Source organism: Paenisporosarcina quisquiliarum (genome assembly GCF_043641925.1).
Lineage (GTDB): Bacteria > Bacillota > Bacilli > Bacillales_A > Planococcaceae > Paenisporosarcina > Paenisporosarcina quisquiliarum_A.
Genome location: NZ_JBHZRU010000007.1, coordinates 96594 through 119675 on the forward strand (window position 1 = coordinate 96594; position 23082 = coordinate 119675).

The window sequence follows — 23082 nt, forward strand, 5'->3', positions numbered from 1 at the left end:
AACACCTCCCGGAAATAATTATACGAATTTTCAGAAAGTAAATCAAATGAAAATTTTTATTGAATGACTAACAAAAGAAAATCCTCCCAAACTGGGAGGATTAACTAAAGTGTTGATTAACTTGTTCAAATACATGATCGGCCATTATTTCTTTGCCGTACTCCTGTAATCTGTGTATCGTAACTGTTGATAATGAAACATATTCAGAAAGAATACTGACGAGATTAACGATTTCTTTTTCATCCATCTCTTCTTCATTCACACCTATATTTAAATAGTAGTGATTGTTTAATACATACAATGAACTGTTAACAGCTTCAGGAAGTTTTACACGTTTTGCTAACGGAATTAAATCATCGAAATCTTTAACATAGAATGTATATTCACCTACGATTCCTTCGTCGGCAGCAAATATATCCCCATACTCATCAAACGAGGGTTCATCAGTAGAACTTTCACTCATATTTGAGAAGAAATGACCCTTGTCATCAACATCGTACGGTGAATCTACACGTTTACCGTCCTTGTTGATCTGGGCACGAGTAACTGTGACTTCAAGACCTTTATCCATAGCATGGACTTGTATCCATAAAGGACCTTCTATTTCAAAATCTGATTCATCATTAATTTCATCCATCATTTCCCAAAAAAGTTCTTCACTCTTATCGCGATTAAACCAAATTTCATCACGGCTGAAGCCTCTTTTTTCAATGTCGATGTATGAAATGTAGAATTTTACTGTGTTTTCATTTATACGTTCGATATCCATTTTACACATCTCCCTTCAATTACATTCAAGGGAAAGCCCCTTTTTCTAGCAACACTTCAAGCCATAATGAACAGTGTCTTATCTCTATTGTATGATGGGCTTTGCGAAAATGAAAAGGATATGCTTTCACTCATCATATTTTACAATGTATAAGCATTGTAGTAGACAAAACCAAGGAAAGCAAGGGATATAAAAGAAAATGACCGTCAACTCACCTTCATAAATTTGCGAAGGGATTGATCAGTCATTTTTCAGTCGAATTTAGTTAACCATACGTTGAGCTTCAAGTAATTGATAAGCTCGAACTTTTCGAGGTAAAAAACGACGAATTTCATCTTCGTTATACCCAACTTGTAGACGCTTTTCATCAAGAATAATTGGACGTCGTAATAACCCTGGATGTTCTTGTATTAATTCATATAGACGTTGTAGCGGTAAACTTTCCACATCAACATTTAGTTTTTGGAATATTTTAGAACGAGTCGAGATAATTTCATCTGTCCCGTCTTCAGTCATACGTAAAATTTCTTTAATTTCGCTAATACTTAGCGGTTCAGAAAAGATGTTGCGCTCAGTATAAGGAATGTCATGTTCTTCTAACCATGCTTTCGCTTTACGACATGATGTACAGCTAGGTGAAGTAAACAATGTAACCATCATAGGAACACTTCCTTTCAAATGTGTAACAAAAACTATAATTTTAATCTAGGTTTAATTAGAATGAATTTAATATAGGTTGCTAAAAATTATTATACACCTTTTTTGACCAATTGAATATAGATTCTCAACAAAAAGTCAAGTAATTTAAATACCCGTCACAATTCTGCAATAATATGTAGATAAAGACTGTGTTTGCATATGTCTTATTAAATCTTACACTATTAATATACCCGCAGTAACTCCATAATAAACGTAAAATTTTAACTTTTTTTCATTCTCAATTAGCTCTAGAAAATGAAAATACAAATTATTCTCATCTACTAATAATACGTATGAGCAGCTCAAAAGGTTTCATTTCTACATAAAAAAGATTCCTTCTCATATTCTGAAAAGGAATCTTTTTTATATTATGGAGTATAGTCAACACCAGGCGTATAACGATTACCCGCATTCCAAAGTAAATATTCATTAATACCAGCTTCATTTAATGCTTTAATCTGAGCTTCTACTTCAGCTTTGCCATATCTCAAATAATTACCAGCACCTAGATAAGAAGCAGTGAAATCTTGAATCCAAGGTCGAGAAATTGGAGGATTTTCAAGTTTTGATAAAGTTGCATTCTCAGCTTTTGCATATTCTTGTACAAGACGATACGGTTCTAAATCAGGTTTTTTAATACCGAAATAAGACGTCCAGTGACTTGGATAGATCATGGATGAAATGACATCGACATTTGAAGAAATTTTGCTAAAGTTCTGTCCAATCCCTGGCGCTTCAGGCAATGTCGCAGAGTATCCAAAGATATCAACCGATACTTTAACACCATACGGCTTTAATTGCTCACGTGCATAAGCTACAAAGTCCGTAACAGCATTTACACGTTGTTGTACATCATCTTCTTTTGAAGTCGCGTAATCACCTTTACCGTATTTTAGCGTGTCTGAACGCGTTTCAAAACCTTCTGGGAAGCGTACATAATCAAATTGGATTTCTTGGAAGCCCATTTTAGCTGCTTCAATCGCAATTTGAACATTATAATCCCACACTTCTTTCATGAATGGATTAACAAAAGCTTCTTTTCTACCATTCTTCCAAACGCTTGATCCTTCAACAAATGAAAGTTCTGGTTTAGCCTCTGCTAATGCAGTATCTTTAAAAACAACAACACGTGCAATTGGGTAAATTTGCTTTTCCTCTAATACTTCTAATACTTCACGAGGGTTTTTCATGTATTTATTGCCAATATTTAAAGCTGCTAAAGGTGAATCTTCTGCTGGGACATATGTTAAATCACCAAAATCGTCTTTAATGTCGATAACCATGGCATTTAAATCAGTAGTATCCATTAATTTTAATAAATCATTGAATCGTGCCCCACCTGCACTATGTCCAGTTACGTAAACACCACGGATTGCATCTGGGTATGTAAAAGTTAAACCTGAATCATATGTAAAAAGTGTCGATGCTGAAACCATTTCCTCATCTACTGCTACAAATCCATATGTACGTTCCGTAAAATCTGCTGAAGTCGCCTTTTTTTCTTCTGCAAAAGTTGCTTGTGATGTAGTTAAAAGACTAGTTGCTACAAGTGCGCTTATGCCAAACCATTTCATTGCTTTCATTCTAATATGAACACCCTTTCTACTATACTCATATTTTAACAAGGTTATATCTGTAATAACAGGTCATATTGTCATAAATTATAGAAATATGTATGAATTTGAAGATTCTTTTTTTAATACTAGAAACAACATTGCTTATCATATTCTATTTAATAAAAAATGATAGTGTTTTGAAGAAAATTAATACATGTTGATTTACATTGCAGCGGACGCTTTCCGCGGGCAAGACTTCAGCCGCTTCCTTCGCATGGCTCAGTCCAGGGTCTTCAGTTCTTGCTGATTCCGTCGGAGTCGCCGCCTCCATTCCAATCAACTGAAACCACATTGAATATAAAAATTTGAATCTGTATTTAACTCATTTAAGGAAATTCAAATAGACAATTTGTACATATTCAAAAAATGACATGTAGTGGCTACAATTGAATTAACTTCTCACTTCCATCTGTTTCTGCATCACACCTCTAGCTTCCAAACATGAAAGTGAGTTGAAACGAAATTTATGTATGGAAATGATATTTCATTAGCAATCTGCTTTATATAAAAAAAGCCACCCTATAAAAGGATGACTTTAATTACCTATTATACTCGTGATGCAGAAGTTAGTTTTAAAGATTCAAACTCACGTTCTGAACAGAATACAAAGTGTCCAGGCGTTACTTCACGCATTGCAATTTCTTCTCCGTCAGCATAGTTATGAGACGTCGGATCATACGATTTACGTACGCGTGTACGCTCATAGTTTGGATCTGGAAGTGGAATTGCTGATAATAACGATTGTGTATAAGGATGTAACGGATTGTTGTATAGCTCTTCAGCTGGTGCAAGCTCTACTAATTTACCGAAGTACATTACGCCAATACGGTCAGAAATGTATTTAACCATCGATAAATCATGGGCAATAAACAAATACGTTAAACCTTTTTCTTCTTGTAATTCTTTAAGTAAGTTAACTACTTGAGCTTGGATTGACACGTCAAGTGCAGAGATCGGCTCATCCGCAATGATAAATTCTGGATCTACTGCTAGTGCACGAGCAATACCAAGACGTTGACGTTGTCCACCTGAGAACTCATGTGGATAACGGTTAGCGTGCTCTTTATTTAACCCTACTGTTTCTAGTAATTCATGAACACGATCTTTACGTTCTTTAGCAGATTTCGTAATACCGTGAATATCCAAACCTTCTGCAATGATATCCATAACTTTCATACGTGGATTTAATGATGCGTATGGATCTTGGAAAATCATTTGCATTTTACGATTGAAAATCTTCAAATCACCTTTAGATTTTTTACCATGCACATCAACGCCGTTGAATAATACTTCACCGTCAGTTGCATTGTAAAGACGAATAATTGAACGTCCAGTTGTAGATTTACCACAACCTGACTCTCCAACTAAACCAAGTGTTTCTCCGCGGTAAATATCAAAACTAATATCGTCAACCGCACGCACTTCGTTTGGTTTGCCTTGATTGAAATATTGTTTTAAATTTTTAATTTCAAGCAATTTTTCAGCCATCAGTGCGCACCTCCTTCATAGTAGCGACTACCAGGGAACTTTTTCATACGTTCAATAATAGCTGCTGGTGGTTCAACTTGTGGTGCATCTGGGTGTAATAACCAAGTAGATGCGAAATGAGTATCGCTTACTTGGAATACAGGTGGTGCTTGTTCGATATCAATTGCTAGTGCATATTCGCTTCGTATAGCAAATGCATCCCCTTTAGGAGGATCTAACAAGTCCGGTGGTGTACCTGGAATTGCATATAGTTTAGCATCCTCTGTATCTAGTGATGGCATAGAACTTAATAATCCCCAAGTATAAGGATGTTGTGGGTTATAGAAAATTTCATCTACTGTACCCATTTCAACAATTCGTCCACCATACATAACTGCTACGCGGTCTGCTACGTTTGCTACTACACCTAAATCATGTGTAATGAAGATAATTGAAGTATCAATTTTCTTCTGTAAGTCTTTCATCAATTCCAAAATTTGAGCTTGGATAGTAACATCAAGTGCAGTTGTAGGCTCATCCGCAATCAAAATTTGTGGGTTACATGCTAGTGCAATCGCAATAACAATACGTTGTCGCTGTCCACCAGAGAATTGGTGTGGGTATTGCTTAATACGCAATTCAGGTTTAGGCATCCCTACCATACGTAGTAGGTCAATCGCAATTTTACGAGCTTCTGTTTTACCAACACCTTGGTGTTTTAACAACGGCTCGGTAATTTGTCTACCAATTGTCATTGTTGGGTTTAATGAAGTCATTGGATCTTGGAAAATCATCGAGATGTCTTTCCCACGAATCTTTTGCATTTGTTTATCTGAAAGTTTTGTTAAATCTTTTCCATTAAATAAAATCTCGCCACTCTTAAATTCTGAACTTGATTCTGGTAAAAGACGCATAATTGCTTTTGTAGTAACGGATTTACCTGAACCCGATTCTCCAACAATCGCTAACGTTTCCCCTTTTAGCAAGTCGAAGTTAACACCACGGATGGCTTTAACTTCACCTGCAAAAGTATGGAAGGAAAGCTGAAGGTCTTTTACTTCTAAGATTTTTTCCATAGTCGCTTCCCCCTATTAGTCTTTCATTTTCGGATCAAATGCATCACGTAATCCGTCACCCAGTAAGTTAAATGCAATCATTAATATACTCAAAACTAATGCTGGGAAGAACAAGATATGTGGCTGGAATTCAAGCAATTGTATACCATCATTGATTAATGTACCAAGTGATGCAGCTGGTGCTTGTAAACCTAGACCAATAAAGCTTAGGAATGCCTCGAAGAAAATGGCACCTGGGATCGTGAACATTGTATTGATGATAATAATTCCTAAAATGTTAGGAAGCAAATGTTTTAGTATAATTCGATTGTTACTAGCACCTAATGTGCGAGATGCTAAAACGAATTCCTGGTTTTTAAATCTAAATACTTGACCACGAACAATTCGCGACATGCCTATCCAACCAGTTAAACTGATCGCGATAATAATCGCGGTTACACCTGGTTCCATAACCATGATCATTAAAATAACGACAATTAAGTTAGGAATACCGATTAAAATCTCAACAACACGTTGCATCATATCATCAACACGTCCACCGTAATAAGCAGATATGCCTCCGTATGCTACACCAATAACCATGTCAATTAAAGCAGCCATAAACGCGATGAATAATGAAATTTGAGTACCTGCCCATACACGAGAGAACATATCTCGTCCTAAACCATCAGTACCAATCCAATAATAAACTTCAGGATCAACATTCTTCAATTCATATAAATCTACTTCTTCACCAGCAAGTAGTCCGTGACCATCTAAAATTCCTAAGTTTTCAAATCCAGGCACTTTTGGAGGAAGATTTGCGTGAGTAATTGTTTGTACTTCCCCATCATGAGGACTAATCATTGGTCCTATAAACGCCATTAAAATAATTAATAGTAAAACGACCATACTAATGATCGCAGCTTTGTTTTTACGGATACGCAACCAAGCATCTTGCCAGAAACTTAAACTTGGTTTTGAAATTCTTTCAGCTTGACTTTTATCTATCGTAACTCTTTCAAAAGAGCCTTCAGGTAGCTTATCAAGATTTTGTGTCATTAACTATCTCCTCCTGATAAACGAATACGTGGATCAATAATTCCGTAAAGAATATCTACTAATAAAATAATACCGATAAGGAATACAGAGAAGAACAAAGTAGTTCCCATTATGATTGAAAAGTCATTTACCATAATAGAACGAACAAATTGTTCACCAATTCCTGGTATTGCAAAGATTTTTTCGATAACAAGTGAACCAGTCAGTAACCCAGCAGCTAAAGGCCCCATTACAGTTACAAGTGGAATCATCGCATTACGGAAAGCATGTTTAAATGCAACTTCATATCCGTTAGCACCTTTAGACTTAGCTAAAGTAATGTAGTCTGAGCTTAATACTTCAATCATTTCTGTACGAATGAAACGAGCTGAAATTGCTAATGGACCCATCGCTAAAGCTAGTGACGGTAACACACTGGATTTAAATCCATCATTCCATAAAGCTACCGGGAAAAAGTCAAATCGTACTGCTAACCAATATTGTAACATCGCAGCAAATACGAACGACGGTATGGATATTCCAAGAATAGATACTATCGTACTTCCATAATCCCAGAAACTATTTTGTTTAAGTGCGGCGATCATACCTAATATGATTCCGATTGTTACACCGAAGAACATAGCTTGGGCACCTAATTGCATAGATGGTCCTAAACGTTTAATAATTAGATCGGTTACGTCTGCACCTTTAAAAGCAAACGAATTCCCCAAATCACCTTGCACAAGATTAAGCATATAAATTCCATACTGAACTGGAACGGGTTTGTCTAAACCATATTTCGCTTCAACTATTGCTAGTTGCGCAGGGGATAGTTTTTCAGCGGAGCTAATAGGGGAACCTGGTAGTGTTTTCATTAAGAAAAATGTAGCCGTCGCAATCAGGAAAAGAGTAATAAACATGTAAAACACTCGTTTAATAATATACTTTGTCATCTTCGCACCTCCTAAAAAATAAAAACATTTTAAATATACTTTAAGTCTATTATCTATATAAACAGATTAAACTAGTTATTTGCAACATTAATTTTTGAAAACAGGAAATTTTTTGTGAATTCACACTCATTTAAAAAGAGAGTATATGGGCCCTATTGGAATCCATATACTCTCTAACTATGAGATTTTTAAAAGATTAAAAAATTATTCTTTACCTTCGATGAAAGCCCACTTGTAGCTATAGTCTCCACCGAATTGGTGAGATACAACACCTTTTACGTATGGTTTTACAAGTTGCATAGTACCACGTTGATAGTTAGGTGAGATACCGAAATCTTCTCCAACAAGAATTTTTTCAGCTTCAGCCATTGCGTTCCAACGAGCTTCAGCATCAGTAGCTAATTCACCAGCAGCAGCAGTGATTAACTCATCGTACTTAGGATTTGAGTAAGACATCATGTTGTTTCCACCATCAGTCACGAACAAGTTCATGAATGTGTATGGATCTTGGAAGTCAGGACCCCATCCAGCACTTTGAATATCGTAATCTTGAGCAGTATCAAGGTCTAAACGTACAGCGAATGGTACTTGTTTAAGGTTAAGAGTTAACCCTTCAAGAGTACCTTCCATTTGTGATTTGAAGTACTCGTCCATTTTCTTAGAAAGATCCGAGTCTCCACCAAGTAATTCAAGTGACAATTCAGTAACACCTAGCTCAGCTAAACCTTTTTCCCAAGCAGCTTTCGCTTCTTCTGGGTTGTAAGCAACTAAGTCGCCGTTGATATCACGGAAGTCATTAGCGTTCTCATCAAAAGTGAATTCAGCAGGTACTAAATAGTTAGCAGCTACAGAACCATTATTTAATACTACGTTTACTAAATCTTCTTTGTTGTAAGATTTAGCGATTGCTTCACGAATATTTTTGTTAGCAAGAGGTGTTGGTTTACCATTACGCTCTTGGTTAAATTTGAAGTAGAATACTACTGAATCTTTTTCTTTTAGTAATTCTGGGTCATTTGCATATTGTGCAGCAAACTCACCTGAAAGACCTGTGCGGTCAACTTCACCAGTTTTGTAAAGGTTAACTGCAGTTGCAGTTTCTTTAACTACGTCGTAGTTAATTTGAGTAAGTTTTACATTTTCTGCATCCCAGTACTGATCATTTTTAACTAATGACCAAGAAGATCCTGTTCCATCCCACTCAGTAAGAGTGAAAGGTCCATTAGAAATCAAAGTATCTGAGTTTGTAGCATAAGCGTCACCTTGTTCAGTAACGAATTTTTCATTAAGTGGTAAGTAAGTTCCGAAAGCCATTAAAGATAGGAAGTAAGGAACTGGTTTTTCTAAAGTTACTTCTAAAGTTTTTTCGTCAAGCGCTTTAACACCTAGTTCGTTAAAGTCAACTGAACCTTCAGAAATTTCTGTAGCGTTTTTAAGTACGCCAGCCATCATGTATGGACCGTACTCAGATGCAGTGTCAGGGTTCATTGCACGTTTCCATGCGAACTCGAAATCACCAGCAGTTACAGCATCACCGTTAGACCATTTAGCGTCACGGATTTTGAATGTGTAAACTAAACCATCTTCAGAAACTGTTGGCTCTGCTTCAGCCATAGCTGGAACAGCAACATTTTCTTGGTTCAAACGGTATAAACCTTCAGCTACGTTGTTTAAAAGATCAAATCCTACTGAATCTGTTACAAGTGAAGAATCCATTGTTGGAATCTCTGAACCTGCGATAAGATTAAGAATTTGCTCCTCTTCAACTTCAACTACATCTTCTGAACCATTGTCTTCACCTTTATCAGATGGTGCAGCTGGTTCGTTGTCTTCGTCGCCGCCACATGCAGCTAAGAAAACACTAAGTACTAACATTAGGCTTAATAGCCAAACTAACTTGCTCTTCTTCACAAAGTTGACCCCCTTAAGTTTTCTGAAAAATTGGTACAATGTTTATTATACATAATCTAAAAAATCTGTACAGTCTTTTTTTGAATATTATTTACACTTATGTAACAGAAAGATTACAGAAAGATAACAGAACCCTTGGCATAAAGGGGTTTTTTAAGAATTGTGAATATTTAATTCCTTGTGGAAATTTTTGATTTTTTCTATCAATTCTAATACAATATTAAAAGGATTGAGGTGTATAACTTGAAAAAGAAGTTCGTAATATTTGTTGTTTTGCAAATATTGATTGTGACAATCATGTTTCTGTACTACCAAAAGGTGGGTTTAACTCCATATATTAATTCATCGTTTTTCGTTGGAGGAATACTTGTTTTTATTGGACTAATTATTTATGTTGTTTCAAATGGATTTTTTGATATCTTCACGATGAGCATGAGAAAAGCATTTACTCCTAAACGTTATCAAAAAGAAACGGAATCAATGCGATCTCCATCAGATATTTTAGATTTTCCTTATATTCCATTTTTCCAACTAGGTGGGTCCATTTTACTTTGTATGTTCGTGGCTTTAGCAATTTATTTCATGTAATTTTTTTTACTTGATTTTGGAGTTTCTTCTATAATATAATAACAATCAAAATATACGTTAATTGCTAAGACGAAGAGTAGTACATTTGAACGGGCAGTTTAGAGAATCTGTGGATGGTGAAAACAGATCTTCCCTTCAAATCGAATGGACTTCAGAGCATATTCGGCGAACTTGAACAAGTGTAGTCGAATACGTCCCCTTCACGTTACGAAGTTAAAGAGGTCAAGAAACTTTGACAATCTGGGTGGTACCACGGATTCACACATCATTCGTCCCTTGTTAGGGAGATTGATGTGTTTTTTTATATTTAAGGAGGAATTAAACATGAAAAAGATTTTTTCAGGTGTCCAACCGACCGGAGTTGTTACGATAGGGAACTATATCGGCGCATTCCGTCAATTTACAAAATTACAAGATGAATACGATTGTTTATTTTGTATTGTAGATCAACATGCGATTACTGTTCCGCAAGATCGATTAAAGCTTAGAGAATCTATCCGTTCTCTTGCGGCTCTTTATTTAGCAGTTGGCATTGACCCACAAAAAGCTACGCTGTTCATTCAATCTGAAGTTCCAGCACATGCTCAGGCGGGTTGGATTATGCAATGTATTTCTTACATTGGCGAACTTGAGCGTATGACTCAATTCAAAGATAAGAGTGCAGGAAAAGATGGCGTATCTGCTTCTTTATTAACCTACCCTCCTCTTATGGCAGCTGATATTCTTCTTTACCAAACAGATATTGTTCCAGTTGGAGATGATCAGAAACAACATGTTGAGTTAACACGTGATTTAGCAGAACGTTTTAACAAGCGTTATAACGATATTTTAACCATTCCAGAGATTCGCTTACCGAAAAATGGCGCTCGAATTAAATCACTTCAAGATCCGTTAAAGAAGATGAGTAAATCAGATCCAAATAAAAAATCTACAATCACATTATTGGATACCCCTAAAGAAATCGAGAAGAAAATTAAAAGTGCAGTTACAGACTCTGAAGGTATTGTTGCTTTTGATGTTGAGAATAAACCAGGAGTATCAAATCTGTTAATCATTGAATCAGCTTTAACGGGAACGTCAATTGAAAATTTAGTTACACAATATGAAGGTGTTGGATATGGAGATTTTAAAGCATCAGTCGCTAAAAGTGTTATTGATCATCTAACTCCGATACAAGAACGATATGAAACTCTTCTCCATTCAGAACAATTGGATAACATATTGGATGAAGGAGCGAGAAAAGCAAATGCCATGGCGTTGAAAACTCTTAAAAAAATGGAGAACGCGATGGGCTTGGGAAGAAAACGATAATCGCTAAAAGTACAAAAGAACAAACGAATACGAAAAAATCGGGTGTCTGGAAGATAAATAGCCAGACACTTTTCCATGAGTACCCTAGAGATCGATAGTTCATATATAGCAACACATGTGTGCAACTAATTACGACGAGAATATAACAAGCAACAAAAGCCATCCATTTAGCCAAGTACCGCATCCTTTTGTACTAGCATATGATTGGTTCTATACCTTCATACAAAATTGGTTTTTTGTTTATATGAAATCCCCACAACTATGAGAAGTTGTGGGGATTTTAAATTCTAATGGAAATCATCAATTAATGTATTTTGTGATGAGCTTTCACTTTCAAGTGACAATCTTTCACTTTCAAAGCCTTATCTTTCACGTTCAATCGTAGATCTTTCACTCAATTTCGTAAAAGCCGTGCCCCCCGGAACGCGTCCGCCAAAATGAAAATCAACCGCATACACTCACTTTATTTACTCAATCAAAAATCCCCACAACAGCTTTCGCAAAGTTGTGGGGATTTTCTATTATGAATTATTTAGAAGATTTAACTGGATCTTCAGAAATTAATTCAACTTCGTTCCAATCAAAGTTACCAGAGTAGTCAATATCATAGTACTTCACAGCATGGTTAACTGGACGAAGTTCTAAACGGTATTGAGTTGGAATGATTGGAACATTTTCAGACATATATTCTTGCCATTCGCGGAATTTACCTGCACGGTACTCAGAATCGAATGCTTCAGGAGAGTCGATAGCAGCTAAAAGCTCTTCTAACTTCTCAGAAGTGTAACGGCTGAAGTTATATTGTGCAGTTTTTGAGTAAAGACCTGATGGAGATGGGTTAGTACCTGTACCCCATGCAGCCATGAAGATATCGATTTCTGGATCATCAGCTTGAACTTTATCGTAGAAGCTATTGAATTCGATTGTACGACCTGTTGTAAGAGTTACATTTAAACCAACGTCTTTCCAGTTTTGCATGTAGAATGACGCGATATCTTCAGCGATATCTCCACCAGACATTGTAGCGAATTTAATTTCAAGTGGCTTGCCATCTTTATCTTCACGAAGTCCGTCACCATCAACGTCCTCATATCCAGCTTCGTCTAATAATGCATTAGCTTTATCCACATCATATGTGTAGCCTTCTAATGTATCATCATAGAATGATTGGAATACTGGTGGAATTAGAGATGTTGCACGTTCACGTAAATTGTTGTAATACACTTCAGAAACTTGTTCTACGTCAATTGCGTAACCCATTGCTTGACGAAGTTTTACATCGCCCATTTTAGCATTTGGATCCATTACAACTTCGCTCTTATCCATGTCGTATTTACCAAGTTTGAAACCAATGTATTGGTAGTAAAGTTCATTACGGCCAAGTACAGTTAGGTTGTCAAAATCTTTGATTTCTAAATACTTGTCTGTGCTGAATGTGTTAGCAGTCATATGGTATTCCCCTGTTTGCAATGCAACAGAGATAGATGTTGAAGGAACTGTTTTTACTAATACGCTATCAAGTTTTGGAGCACCTTTCCAGTAGTTTTCGTTTTTCACGAATTGTACTGATTCACCAGGTACGATTTTATCAAATTTGAAAGCACCTAAAGTTACAATGTTTTTACGTACTGCATCTGATTCTAGTAACTCACCTACTGGAATGTCCTTAAGTACGTGACTTGGTTCTGCAGTAGTCCAAATACCATCACCACCACTGAAAATAGCTGGAGATAATTTGTTGAATGAAATTTCTAAAGTCTTTTCATCCACTTTCTTTAAACCAGAAATTGTATCAGCTGTACCCGCATTGTACTCAACAGCACCTACGATGTTTTGGAAATCAGCATCGTAACGTACTCCTGTGTAGTCTGGAGAACCGATAATTAGGTAAGGCTGCATTAAATCTTCAATTTTAAGTGGCTCACCATCAGACCATTTAACTCCGTCTTTGATCGTGATTGTTACTTTATTATTATCTTGATCAACTTCCATACCCGCGATACCATCGTTCGTTAATAGGAAGTCACCATCTGTTTCAAAAATTGCGTTACTAGCGAATTGCATGATGTCTGCATCATACGCATCCTCATATAGAACTGTAGAGAAAATCCCTTGGAAAGGTGAGTCATTTACTAGAGCTACTTTTAAAGTACCTCCTTCAATAACATCTCCTTCATTTTCAACATTCAATGGGAAACTTGCAGTATCAACAACTTCTTCAGTATCACCATCATCTTCATTGTCTTTTGGAGCATCGTCTCCATCATTTGTACTTTCTCCATTACATGCACCAAGTACAAGTATGAAAGCTAAAAGTAATGCTAATAACGACCAAAACTTTTTGTTCATTCCTTTTCCTCCTTTTTTTATCTCTTGTTCTATATATCAAACGGTAACCGTTTAATACCAATTATAATTAGGGATTACCCTAAGCGTTGCTTCGCATCTGCAGATCGGCGAATTGCTTGACCCACATAGTTGATGCCTAACATTAATAAAAGAATTAATAACGATGCTGGTAGCCATACCCACCACTTATCTTGTAAAACGAGTGGGTTATTTGCATAACTTACTAAAGTTCCTAAACTCGGAGTTGAAGGTGGTAAACCAAATCCTAAATAAGAAAGACCTGTTTCAATTCCTACATTCCCAGCAAAGGAAAGAGTAAGATCAACAATTATGATCGAACTAAGGTTTGGCATCATTTTCCCGAAAATAATGGTCGCATCACTTGTACCCATTGTTTTCGAGGCATTGACATAGTCTCTTCGACTTTCAGATAGTGCTTTGCTTCGGATTAGACGAGCTGTACCTGGCCATATAAATACACTGAGAATTAATACGAAAATTGGAATATTATATTTTGGGACAATTGTTACGAAAACGATAATAATCATCAATGATGGAATCGTTATGAAGAAATCAATGATTCTCATAAAGATATTGTCAATCCAACCGCCAAAGTATCCGGTAGTTAATCCAATAATTAGACCAACTGCACCTGTCAAAAGTGTTACTGCGATTGCAATAGAAATCGAATTTCGGGCTCCAATAATTAATTGCCCTAAAATATCTCGTCCACCTTGATCGGCACCAAGCAGGAATTTCTCACCCGGCTCTGCGAACTTATCTCTTAAACTAACACGCATCATTTCTTGTTGATCTATAAACATAGCCAATATATAGATACCTAAAATCACGATAATCAGTGCGATAAGTGAAAACATCGCGAGTTTATCTTTTTTGAATTCACGCATGATAACTTGAAATCCAGTCGGCGGAGAGCTTTCTGGATGTTCAGATTGAATTACTACATTGTCTGTCTGCTCTTTCATGTATGTACACTCTCCTTAACCATTATTTTCATCAATCTATCCTGATTCGTGGATCTACAATGCTCATAATAATGTCAGATAATAGACTGCCTAATAACGTTAAGAATCCGTACAGCATAACCAAAGCAGTAATTACACTATAATCACGTCCAGCAATGGAATTAATAAATAGTTGACCCATTCCAGGATATGCGAAAATTGTTTCAATAAAGATGGAGCCGGTAAGTAAACCTGTGATTGTAAACCCTAAGAAAGCAGCAATTGGCAATAAAGAATTTCGGAAAATATGTCCCGAATATACTTTATTCAAAGGAATTCCTTTACTACGAGCCGTACGAACATAATCCGCAGACTTTGAATCAATTACTTCTGTTCTTAAATATTGAATAACCCCTGTTGTACCTAAAACGGCTGCAGTTAATGCTGGTAATAAAATATGATAAATTTTACTCCAAAGGTAACTTAAGGAACCATTATCATATTTAATATCTACTGTTCCACTCGTTGGGAACCATTGTAGTTTGTATCCAAAGAAGAAGAGGAATATTAACGCCAATACGAATACTGGAATTGCATAACTGATAAAACTATATAAAACAACGGTTTTATCTAAAAATGTATTCTGATACCGCCCTGCAAGAACCCCTAATGGAACGGCAATTAAATACAGTAAGAATGCACTTAGTAAGGACAACCACAATGTATTCATTGCACGGTCGCCAATCAAGTCGGCTACTTGTACTTTATATGTGTAACTTTTACCAAAATCCCCTTGGAAAGCATTTCCCATCCACTTAGCATATTGGACATACCAAGGATCGTAGAATCCTGCTTGCTCACGTAATTGTTCAATACGTGCTGGGTCAGTGTCTGGTGTGATCATTCCTGTAAAAGGATCTCCAGGCATAAATTTCGCCATCACAAAGATTAAAAGACTTAAAACTAATAATTGAGGAATCATGACTAATACACGACGAAAAATTGTTTTCCACATCTTAAATGACCCCCTCTACCTTGTCCGTCTTCGCAACAGCATGCGTATCCGAAATAGATTGAAGATCATAAACCCGACCATTTGAATCAAAATACTGATGGTGATCAAGTTGATAATTCTTTTCTACATTAATGCGCTCTATCTTACGTTCCACACGACTTTCTGGCTCTATGTTTGGAATAGCCGACAATAGACGTTTCGTGTATATATGTTGCGGATTTTGATAAATATCTTTTTTAGATCCCGATTCGACAAATCGACCTTTGTACATAATCGAAATATGGTCACACATATGTTTCACAACGCCAAGATCATGTGAAATGAACAAGTAGCTCAATCCCAATTCATCTTGAATATCTTTCAAAAAATTCAACACCTGTGCTTGAACGGATAAATCTAGTGCCGATACCGGTTCATCTGCAATAATCAATTTCGGATTAGTTGCGATGGCACGTGCAATACCGATACGCTGCTTTTGGCCACCCGAGAATTCATGTGGATACTTCAATTTTGCATCTTCAGGCATTCCAACAATCGCTAACAATTCATTAATTTTTCTGCGCTCTTCTAAATCTGACAGACGCAAGAAATTACGAATTGGTTCAGACAAGATATCTTGTACACGTTTTCGTGGATTTAAACTTGAGTGAGCATCTTGGAAAATCATTTGAATATCTCGATTGTAAGAAGAATTACGCTGACGACGTTGATTCGTCACGTTTTTTCCTTCGTATATGATTTGTCCTGATGTTATTTTTTCAAGTCCGATAATGGCTTTACCTGTTGTGGATTTTCCACAACCAGATTCACCAACTAAACCATATGTCTTTCCTTTTTCGAATTCCATATTAATACCGTCAACAGCATGAACATGGTCAACGATTGTATTAAAGAAGCCACCGCGTACAGGATAATGGACGCGTAAATCTTTTATTTCCATAAAACTCATGTCAAGCTTCCCCCTTCTTCACCTTCAAAGTGAAAGTGGTTCCAGCAGGTACATCGCACAAAATGTCCTGGTGCTATCTCGTGAAGTTGTGGTTCTGTTTCATGTGCTTCAGCAGGAATCCAAGGAATCCGAGGAGCAAAGCGGCAACCATCTCGCGGTAAGTTTACTAATGATGGCACGATGCCTTGAATGACTTCTAATTTTTCGTTATCGCTATGTGTTTGTGGAATTGAGTTTAATAGTGATCTAGTGTATGGATGTACAGGATTGTTGAACAATTCATCAACAGGTGCTTCTTCAATTACTTGTCCTGCATACATTACCGCAACACGGTCTGCAACTTCAGCAACGACACCAAGATCATGCGTGATTAAAATAATGCCAGACTCAGTCTCAGCTTGTAAGTCTTTTAAAAGATCTAAAATCTGAGCTTGAATGGTTACATCTAAAGCAGTCGTTGGTTCGTCTGCGATAATAATGGCTGGTTTACACGAAATAGCAATTGCGATGATTACACGTTGACGCATACCACCTGAAAGTTGATGTGGAAATTGTCGTACTACTCGTTCCGGTTTAGGAATTCCCACTTGATTTAGCAGTTCAATCACACGATGAGATCGCTCTGTTTTTGACAACTTCGTATGATAAATTAATGCCTCTGCGATTTGATCTCCAATTCGCATTAAGGGATTTAATGCAGATAATGGGTCTTGGAAGATCATTCCAATATCATTCCCGCGGACTTTGTTAAGTTTGTCATCCGTTAATTTGGCTAAGTTAAGACCTTTAAATTGGATTTCACCTGAAATTTTGGTGTTGTTTGGATCGTGGAGTCCGATGATTGATGTTGCTAACGTACTTTTACCACATCCTGATTCTCCAACGATGGCTAAGATTTCATTTTTCTTTAAATGAATCGAAACGCCATCTACTGCATTAAAATATGTATCTTTTACTCGGAAACCAGTATGTAGATCGTTAATCGTTAAAAGATCTTGAGTCGGATTCAAATGATTACTCCTCTCATGCATATACTTAGATGTTATGAAACTTGTACTCTTTATAAAATTTAAATTATTCTGTTAATTGTTTACCTAGTTTTAAATTCTATTACAGAATTATTACAACCGCAATATAAATTTTGCAAATTTCCTAAAATTCGCTAATTTTGTAAAGACGTTTGCCACTATAACCCTTTAATATCAACGATTCGTTAGTTGATTGAAATTTCTTTTTTTTCAGTTAAAGGTAATTTTTGAAATAGAATTTCTTAATGCTTAAATTCATTCAAAAAAAAATCTCCTCAAAAAGAGGAGATATTCCAAACATTATATTTTTTTGAAAACCAACGTTGCATTATGACCACCGAATCCAAGTGAATTGCTCATTGCATACTCAATATCTTTTGGACGAGCAGCATTTGCCACATAATCTAAATCACAAATTGGATCTGGATTTTCTAAATTCATTGTTGGTGGCATAATTCCTTCATGAATCGCCAGAGCTGTGAAAATTGCTTCAATTCCGCCTGCCGCACCAAGTAAATGGCCTGTCATCGACTTCGTAGAACTCATTGCGAGTTTATTAGCATGATCACCAAAAACAGATTTTACAGCTAATGTTTCGAATTGATCATTGTACGGTGTGCTTGTTCCATGTGCATTGATATAGTCAATTTGAGAAGGATCGATTCCTGCACCTTCAATGGCTTGTTTCATTGCACGTGCTGCACCTTCTCCTTCAGGAGCTGGAGCGGTAATATGATGGGCGTCACCAGTTGAACCATAGCCAATAATTTCGGCATACATTTTCGCTCCACGCGCTTTCGCATGTTCGTATTCTTCTAAAATCAAAATACCCGAACCTTCGCCAATGACAAATCCATCGCGATTTGCATCGAATGGACGAGATGCTGTTTTAGGGTCTTGATTTAACGTCAAAGCTGTATTCGCACAGAATCCTGCTACAGACATATTCGTAATTGGCGCTTCTGCTCCACCTGAAATCATCACGTCTGCTTCTCCACGTTCGATAACTTTAAAAGCATCACCAAGCGAATTCGTACCAGATGCACATGCTGTTACGGTACAAGAATTCATCGCTTTTGCACCGAAGTGAATCGATACTTGACCAGCTGCCATATCTGGAATCATCATTGGAACAAAGAATGGACTTACGCGACGGTATCCTCTATCAAGGAACGTACGGAATTGTTGTTCGTACGTCTCCATTCCACCGATACCTGAGCCAATCCATACACCTGTACGAAGGCCAAGTTCTGGTGTAATTTCAAGCTCCGCATCTTTAACAGCCATAATCGAAGCCGCTAAAGCAAAATGGGTAAACCGATCCATTTTGCGTGCATCTTTCTTTTCAATATACGATTCAATATCAAAATCTTTCACTTCAGCAGCTACTTTAGCTGGAAAGTCATCCGCATTCACTCGCGTCATTGGACCAATACCCGAACGTCCTTCTTTTATCCCAGCCCAAGTTGTCTCGATATCATTACCTAAAGGCGTAACTGCACCTATTCCTGTTATTACAACACGACGTTTTGTCATGATAATCGTTCTCCCCTCATCAATAAGCTATACGTGTACATTAAGTTTTATTTACCCCAACGCATGGCAATTGCGCCCCATGTTAATCCGCCGCCGAACCCAACCATGACAATTACATCATCGTCCGAAATCTTGCCATTTAATACTTCTTCTTTTAATGAAATCGGAATCGATGCTGCAGATGTATTCCCAAACTGATTAATGGTTTTTGACATTTTCTCTTCAGGTAAGCCTAAGCGTTGACGTGATGATTCCATAATCCTAATATTTGCTTGGTGAGGCACTAAGAAATCAACCTCATCTTTAGAAAGACCTGCTTTTGTTATCACATTCTCTGCAGACTCACCCATTTGGCGAACCGCAAATTTAAACACTTCTCGACCATTCATTTCTAGATAAGGTCCTTCTTGATACAAATGCTTTCCACCTGAACCATCCGCTCCAAGCTCAAATGATAAAATCCCTCTTCCTTCTGAAACATGACCAATAACTGCAGCTCCAGCTCCGTCTCCAAACAAGACAGCTGTATTGCGATCTTCGAAGTTCGTAATCTTTGAAAGTTTTTCTACACCCACGACTAAAACATATGGATAAGTCCCTGATTCGACAAATTGTTTTGCCGTAATCACACCATACATAAAACCAGCACAAGCAGCTGAAATATCCATAGCTGCCGCATGGGTAGCTTCTAAACGCTCTTGAATCATGGTTGATACGCTTGGAAATGGTTTATCAGGAGTGACTGTCGCCACTAAAATTAATCCAATTTGATCCGCACGGATTCCTGCATCATGAATTGCATCCTTTGCCGCTTCATAAGCCATATCGGACGTATTGACGTCGTCACCAGCAAACCGTCTTTCTTCTATACCAGTTCGAGTGCGAATCCACTCATCGGTTGTGTCCATTCTTTTCTCTAAATCAAAATTGGTAACGATTTGTTCAGGAATATATCTACCTAAACCTACTATTCCAGCATTCATGAGACAACCTCATTTCGTTTGTTATCAATTATTAGTACCTGGTAACAATAATAACGAATTCAAGGTCATTTGACAACCGTCCGCCACGACTTCGCCAAATATACGCGTTCATTTTGAAAAGATTCTTTTTCAATAAAGATTCGTATGGTATGATAAAGTCATTAAATAGTCTGTTTAGAGGTGAAACCACGTGAAATTTGTCTTTACATTTATTTGGTCTTTTCTATTGATCACATTGCTTAACTATGTTGTTAGTTCTGTAAATGGTGTACCTTTTGACTTTACACTAGGCGCAATCGTTTCAGTTGGTGTTGCATTGTTATTGTTTGTAATTTCTAAAGTTATTCCAAACGAACCTGTTGCACACGAACATCACTAATAATTAAACATCAAAAACGGTCTCTCATTTTATTGAGAGACCGTTTTTTCTATACATAAAAAGTTTCTGATTTTCATTACTGCGGACGCTTTCCGGTGGGCAAGGCATCAGCCGCTTCCTTCGCTATGCTCAGTCCAGGGTCTTTAGCTCTTGCACCTGCCGCTTCGCTTTCGGTGCAAAAAACATCTGCTATTCCCCTCGGAGTCGCCGCCTCCATTCCAATCAGAATTGAGTTAACCAAATGCCAGTTAATCTGTAGAGATTACCTGTATTCTCTGAAATCAATACAGTTTACAAATCTATATTTTATTAATTTGGATTTGCTTATCAACAACTGTCGCTTCAATTCGGCTACCTGGTATTAATTCTCCACCTAATAATTCTTTTGCAACTGCCGTTTCGACATGACGTTGTATAAATCGACGTAAAGGGCGTGCACCAAAAGCGGCATCAGTTCCTTGATCAACTACCCACGTTATGAGCTCAGGTGTATACGTTAAATGGATTTCTTGTTCACCCACACGTTTAGCAAGCTGCTCTAAATATTTCTCAGTAATTGCTTCAAAGTGAGAACCTTTTAGTGAATGGAATAAAACAACTTCATCCATACGGTTCAATAGTTCGGGTTTGAAGTGAGCACGTAAAGCAGTCATTACTTGGTCTTCCGCATGTTCTCCACCATCTAATAGATACTGCGATCCAATATTGGAAGTCAATATAACCACGGTGTTTGTGAAGTTAACCATTCGTCCTTGGCTATCAGTAATACGTCCATCGTCTAGCAGTTGCAACAAAATATTCGCTACATCTGGATGTGCTTTTTCAATTTCATCTAACAATACAACCGAATATGGATTTCGTCGCACTGCTTCTGTTAATTGGCCACCTTCTTCATACCCGATATAACCAGGAGGTGCCCCTACTAGTCTAGAAACACTATGCTTTTCCATGTATTCAGACATATCAATTCGAATGAAATGATCTTCGGAATCAAACAAATTAGCAGCTAATGCTTTCGCTAATTCAGTTTTCCCAACTCCGGTAGGACCAAGGAATAAGAAGGAACCAATTGGTTTAGATGGATCTTTAATACCTGCACGAGCACGCCATACAGCTTCCGTTACAAATCGAACGGCTTGATCTTGCCCCACAACTCGTTCTTGAAGTGTTTCTTTTAAGCGCAATAATTTATCTCGCTCTCCTTCAATAAGCTTAGTCACAGGAATGCCCGTCCATCTAGCTACAATTGAAGCAATTTCTTCAGCTGTTACTTCTTCTCGTAATAAGCGATTATCTGTGCTTGTTTCAAGATCTGCTTCTAAATCCGCCAGTTCTTTTTCGAGCGATGGCATTTTTCCATGGCGTAGTTCTGCTGCTTTATTCAAATCATAACGATTTTCAGCATCCTCTAAGTCTCTTCGATAAACATCTAATTGTTCACGTTTTTCTTGTATATGCTTCAGTGATTCTTTTTCAGTTGTCCATTGGTTGCGCATTGCTTCTGTTGACGATTTTAGTGTCTCTAGTTCCGTACGCAAATTAGTTAACCTTTTTTGACTAGCTGGATCTTTTTCTTTCATTAATGCCTGTTCTTCTATTTCGAGTTGCATCATTCTTCTCGTAACTTCATCCAGTTCCTGCGGCATCGAGTCAATTTCAGTACGAATCATCGCACATGCTTCATCAACTAAATCAATCGCTTTATCTGGTAAAAACCGTTCAGTTAAATAACGGTTCGAAAGTTGAGCTGCTGCTACAATCGCACGGTCATGAATGCGTACCGCATGATGCAATTCAAATCGTTCCTTTAAACCACGTAATATTGAAACCGTATCTTCAACAGATGGTTCGCGAACAAGCACTTGTTGGAATCGACGCTCTAACGCAGGATCTTTTTCAATATGCATTCTGTACTCATCGAGAGTTGTTGCACCAATACAATGCAACTCACCACGAGCAAGCATCGGTTTTAACATGTTCCCCGCGTCCATCGCACCTTCCGTTTTACCTGCACCAACAATGGTATGGATTTCATCAATGAATAAAATGATGCGACCTTCACTGTCTTTTACTTCTTTCAATACTGCTTTTAAACGTTCTTCAAATTCTCCACGATATTTAGCACCTGCAATTAAGGACGCCATATCTAATTCGAAGATGTCTCGATCTTTTAATCCTTCAGGCACGTCTTTTCTGACAATACGTTGTGCTAATCCTTCTACAATCGCTGTTTTCCCAACACCTGGTTCTCCGATAAGAACCGGATTATTTTTCGTTTTACGAGAAAGAATTCGAATCACATGACGAATCTCTTGATCACGGCCAATAACCGGATCCATTTTGCCATTTCGAGCTTGTTCGACAAGATTTCGACCGTATAATTCAAGAGGCTTTTTTTGTTCATTTTGTTGTTGCATACATCCCACTCCTCAAAGTTTGACCTTTTTTGACTATTATACGATTGAACA

At 37.3% G+C, this 23082-nt stretch carries 19 protein-coding genes and 1 other annotated feature; of the genes, 3 read left to right on the forward strand and 16 right to left on the reverse strand.

Annotated elements, in window-relative coordinates; translation table 11 throughout:
- Window positions 1-100: 100 nt before the first annotated feature.
- The 8 genes from mecA to ACHUE4_RS07190 all read right to left on the reverse strand — a co-directional run bounded on the left by mecA (window position 101) and on the right by ACHUE4_RS07190 (window position 9511).
- Window positions 101-769, reverse strand: coding sequence for an adaptor protein MecA (gene mecA, locus ACHUE4_RS07155; RefSeq protein ID WP_394188686.1), 669 nt, complete (start codon window positions 767-769; stop codon window positions 101-103).
- 261 nt (window positions 770-1030) lie between these two features.
- Window positions 1031-1426, reverse strand: coding sequence for a transcriptional regulator SpxA (gene spxA / locus ACHUE4_RS07160; RefSeq protein ID WP_162920212.1), 396 nt, complete (start codon window positions 1424-1426; stop codon window positions 1031-1033).
- A gap of 410 nt (window positions 1427-1836) precedes the next feature.
- Entirely contained in the window at window positions 1837-3051 is a 1215-nt protein-coding gene (locus tag ACHUE4_RS07165) for a putative glycoside hydrolase (protein ID WP_394188687.1), read from the reverse strand.
- Window positions 3052-3630: 579 nt separating this feature from the next.
- Window positions 3631-4572: an ABC transporter ATP-binding protein gene (locus tag ACHUE4_RS07170; protein WP_394188688.1), complete on the reverse strand. Its 942-nt coding sequence runs from the start codon at window positions 4570-4572 to the stop codon at window positions 3631-3633.
- Window positions 4572-5627: an ABC transporter ATP-binding protein gene (locus tag ACHUE4_RS07175; RefSeq protein ID WP_394188689.1), complete on the reverse strand. Its 1056-nt coding sequence runs from the start codon at window positions 5625-5627 to the stop codon at window positions 4572-4574. Before ACHUE4_RS07175 ends, ACHUE4_RS07170 begins: the two co-directional genes overlap by 1 nt.
- 15 nt (window positions 5628-5642) lie before the next feature.
- Complete coding sequence (gene opp3C, locus ACHUE4_RS07180; RefSeq protein ID WP_394188690.1) at window positions 5643-6668, reverse strand: oligopeptide ABC transporter permease; 1026 nt, start codon at window positions 6666-6668, stop codon at window positions 5643-5645.
- Window positions 6668-7600, reverse strand: coding sequence for an oligopeptide ABC transporter permease (gene opp3b / locus ACHUE4_RS07185; protein ID WP_394188691.1), 933 nt, complete (start codon window positions 7598-7600; stop codon window positions 6668-6670). The genes opp3C and opp3b overlap by 1 nt, the downstream gene beginning before the upstream one ends.
- A gap of 204 nt (window positions 7601-7804) precedes the next feature.
- Window positions 7805-9511 (reverse strand): peptide ABC transporter substrate-binding protein, encoded by a 1707-nt coding sequence (locus ACHUE4_RS07190; RefSeq protein WP_394188692.1) that lies wholly within the window; start codon window positions 9509-9511, stop codon window positions 7805-7807.
- 243 nt (window positions 9512-9754) lie between these two features.
- Between ACHUE4_RS07190 and ACHUE4_RS07195 the strand changes: the two genes are divergently transcribed.
- Entirely contained in the window at window positions 9755-10099 is a 345-nt protein-coding gene (locus ACHUE4_RS07195) for a DUF3899 domain-containing protein (protein ID WP_394188693.1), read from the forward strand.
- Between the two features lie 57 nt (window positions 10100-10156).
- Window positions 10157-10379 (forward strand) — a binding site (T-box leader).
- A 44-nt stretch (window positions 10380-10423) separates the two neighbouring features.
- Complete coding sequence (gene trpS / locus ACHUE4_RS07200; RefSeq protein ID WP_394188694.1) at window positions 10424-11410, forward strand: tryptophan--tRNA ligase; 987 nt, start codon at window positions 10424-10426, stop codon at window positions 11408-11410.
- A 528-nt stretch (window positions 11411-11938) separates the two neighbouring features.
- On the opposite strand, the gene ACHUE4_RS07205 is transcribed toward trpS, so the two are convergent.
- The 7 genes from ACHUE4_RS07205 to ACHUE4_RS07235 form a co-directional block, all read right to left on the reverse strand.
- Window positions 11939-13759: an oligopeptide ABC transporter substrate-binding protein gene (locus tag ACHUE4_RS07205; protein ID WP_394188695.1), complete on the reverse strand. Its 1821-nt coding sequence runs from the start codon at window positions 13757-13759 to the stop codon at window positions 11939-11941.
- Between the two features lie 74 nt (window positions 13760-13833).
- Window positions 13834-14745, reverse strand: coding sequence for an ABC transporter permease (locus ACHUE4_RS07210; RefSeq protein WP_394188696.1), 912 nt, complete (start codon window positions 14743-14745; stop codon window positions 13834-13836).
- A 31-nt stretch (window positions 14746-14776) separates the two neighbouring features.
- Entirely contained in the window at window positions 14777-15739 is a 963-nt protein-coding gene (gene opp4B / locus ACHUE4_RS07215) for an oligopeptide ABC transporter permease (protein ID WP_394188697.1), read from the reverse strand.
- Window position 15740: 1 nt separating this feature from the next.
- A complete protein-coding gene (locus ACHUE4_RS07220; protein WP_394188698.1) occupies window positions 15741-16688 on the reverse strand; it encodes an ABC transporter ATP-binding protein in 948 nt (315 codons plus the stop codon).
- The gene (locus tag ACHUE4_RS07225; protein ID WP_394188699.1) at window positions 16685-17698 is read right to left on the reverse strand and encodes an ABC transporter ATP-binding protein; all 1014 of its coding nucleotides are present in this window, start codon (window positions 17696-17698) and stop codon (window positions 16685-16687) included. Before ACHUE4_RS07225 ends, ACHUE4_RS07220 begins: the two co-directional genes overlap by 4 nt.
- Window positions 17699-18016: 318 nt before the next feature.
- Complete coding sequence (gene fabF, locus ACHUE4_RS07230) at window positions 18017-19252, reverse strand: beta-ketoacyl-ACP synthase II (protein ID WP_394188700.1); 1236 nt, start codon at window positions 19250-19252, stop codon at window positions 18017-18019.
- Between the two features lie 47 nt (window positions 19253-19299).
- Window positions 19300-20235 carry a beta-ketoacyl-ACP synthase III gene (locus tag ACHUE4_RS07235; RefSeq protein ID WP_394188701.1) on the reverse strand — a complete coding sequence of 312 codons (936 nt, stop codon included), beginning with the start codon at window positions 20233-20235 and terminating at the stop codon, window positions 19300-19302.
- Between the two features lie 190 nt (window positions 20236-20425).
- Between ACHUE4_RS07235 and ACHUE4_RS07240 the strand changes: the two genes are divergently transcribed.
- The gene (locus tag ACHUE4_RS07240) at window positions 20426-20614 is read left to right on the forward strand and encodes a YjzD family protein (protein WP_394188702.1); all 189 of its coding nucleotides are present in this window, start codon (window positions 20426-20428) and stop codon (window positions 20612-20614) included.
- A 299-nt stretch (window positions 20615-20913) separates the two neighbouring features.
- On the opposite strand, the gene ACHUE4_RS07245 is transcribed toward ACHUE4_RS07240, so the two are convergent.
- The gene (locus tag ACHUE4_RS07245; RefSeq protein ID WP_394188703.1) at window positions 20914-23031 is read right to left on the reverse strand and encodes an ATP-dependent Clp protease ATP-binding subunit; all 2118 of its coding nucleotides are present in this window, start codon (window positions 23029-23031) and stop codon (window positions 20914-20916) included.
- Between the last annotated feature and the right edge of the window lie 51 nt (window positions 23032-23082).

Coding starts and splice junctions, on each gene's coding strand:
- mecA (WP_394188686.1), bottom strand. CDS start 769: ATGGATATCGAACGTATAAATGAAAACACAGTAAAATTCTACATTTCA.
- spxA (WP_162920212.1), bottom strand. CDS start 1,426: ATGGTTACATTGTTTACTTCACCTAGCTGTACATCATGTCGTAAAGCG.
- ACHUE4_RS07165 (WP_394188687.1), bottom strand. CDS start 3,051: ATGAAAGCAATGAAATGGTTTGGCATAAGCGCACTTGTAGCAACTAGT.
- ACHUE4_RS07170 (WP_394188688.1), bottom strand. CDS start 4,572: ATGGCTGAAAAATTGCTTGAAATTAAAAATTTAAAACAATATTTCAAT.
- ACHUE4_RS07175 (WP_394188689.1), bottom strand. CDS start 5,627: ATGGAAAAAATCTTAGAAGTAAAAGACCTTCAGCTTTCCTTCCATACT.
- opp3C (WP_394188690.1), bottom strand. CDS start 6,668: ATGACACAAAATCTTGATAAGCTACCTGAAGGCTCTTTTGAAAGAGTT.
- opp3b (WP_394188691.1), bottom strand. CDS start 7,600: ATGACAAAGTATATTATTAAACGAGTGTTTTACATGTTTATTACTCTT.
- trpS (WP_394188694.1), top strand. CDS start 10,424: ATGAAAAAGATTTTTTCAGGTGTCCAACCGACCGGAGTTGTTACGATA.
- ACHUE4_RS07205 (WP_394188695.1), bottom strand. CDS start 13,759: ATGAACAAAAAGTTTTGGTCGTTATTAGCATTACTTTTAGCTTTCATA.
- ACHUE4_RS07210 (WP_394188696.1), bottom strand. CDS start 14,745: ATGAAAGAGCAGACAGACAATGTAGTAATTCAATCTGAACATCCAGAA.
- opp4B (WP_394188697.1), bottom strand. CDS start 15,739: ATGTGGAAAACAATTTTTCGTCGTGTATTAGTCATGATTCCTCAATTA.
- ACHUE4_RS07220 (WP_394188698.1), bottom strand. CDS start 16,688: ATGAGTTTTATGGAAATAAAAGATTTACGCGTCCATTATCCTGTACGC.
- fabF (WP_394188700.1), bottom strand. CDS start 19,252: ATGACAAAACGTCGTGTTGTAATAACAGGAATAGGTGCAGTTACGCCT.
- ACHUE4_RS07235 (WP_394188701.1), bottom strand. CDS start 20,235: ATGAATGCTGGAATAGTAGGTTTAGGTAGATATATTCCTGAACAAATC.
- ACHUE4_RS07245 (WP_394188703.1), bottom strand. CDS start 23,031: ATGCAACAACAAAATGAACAAAAAAAGCCTCTTGAATTATACGGTCGA.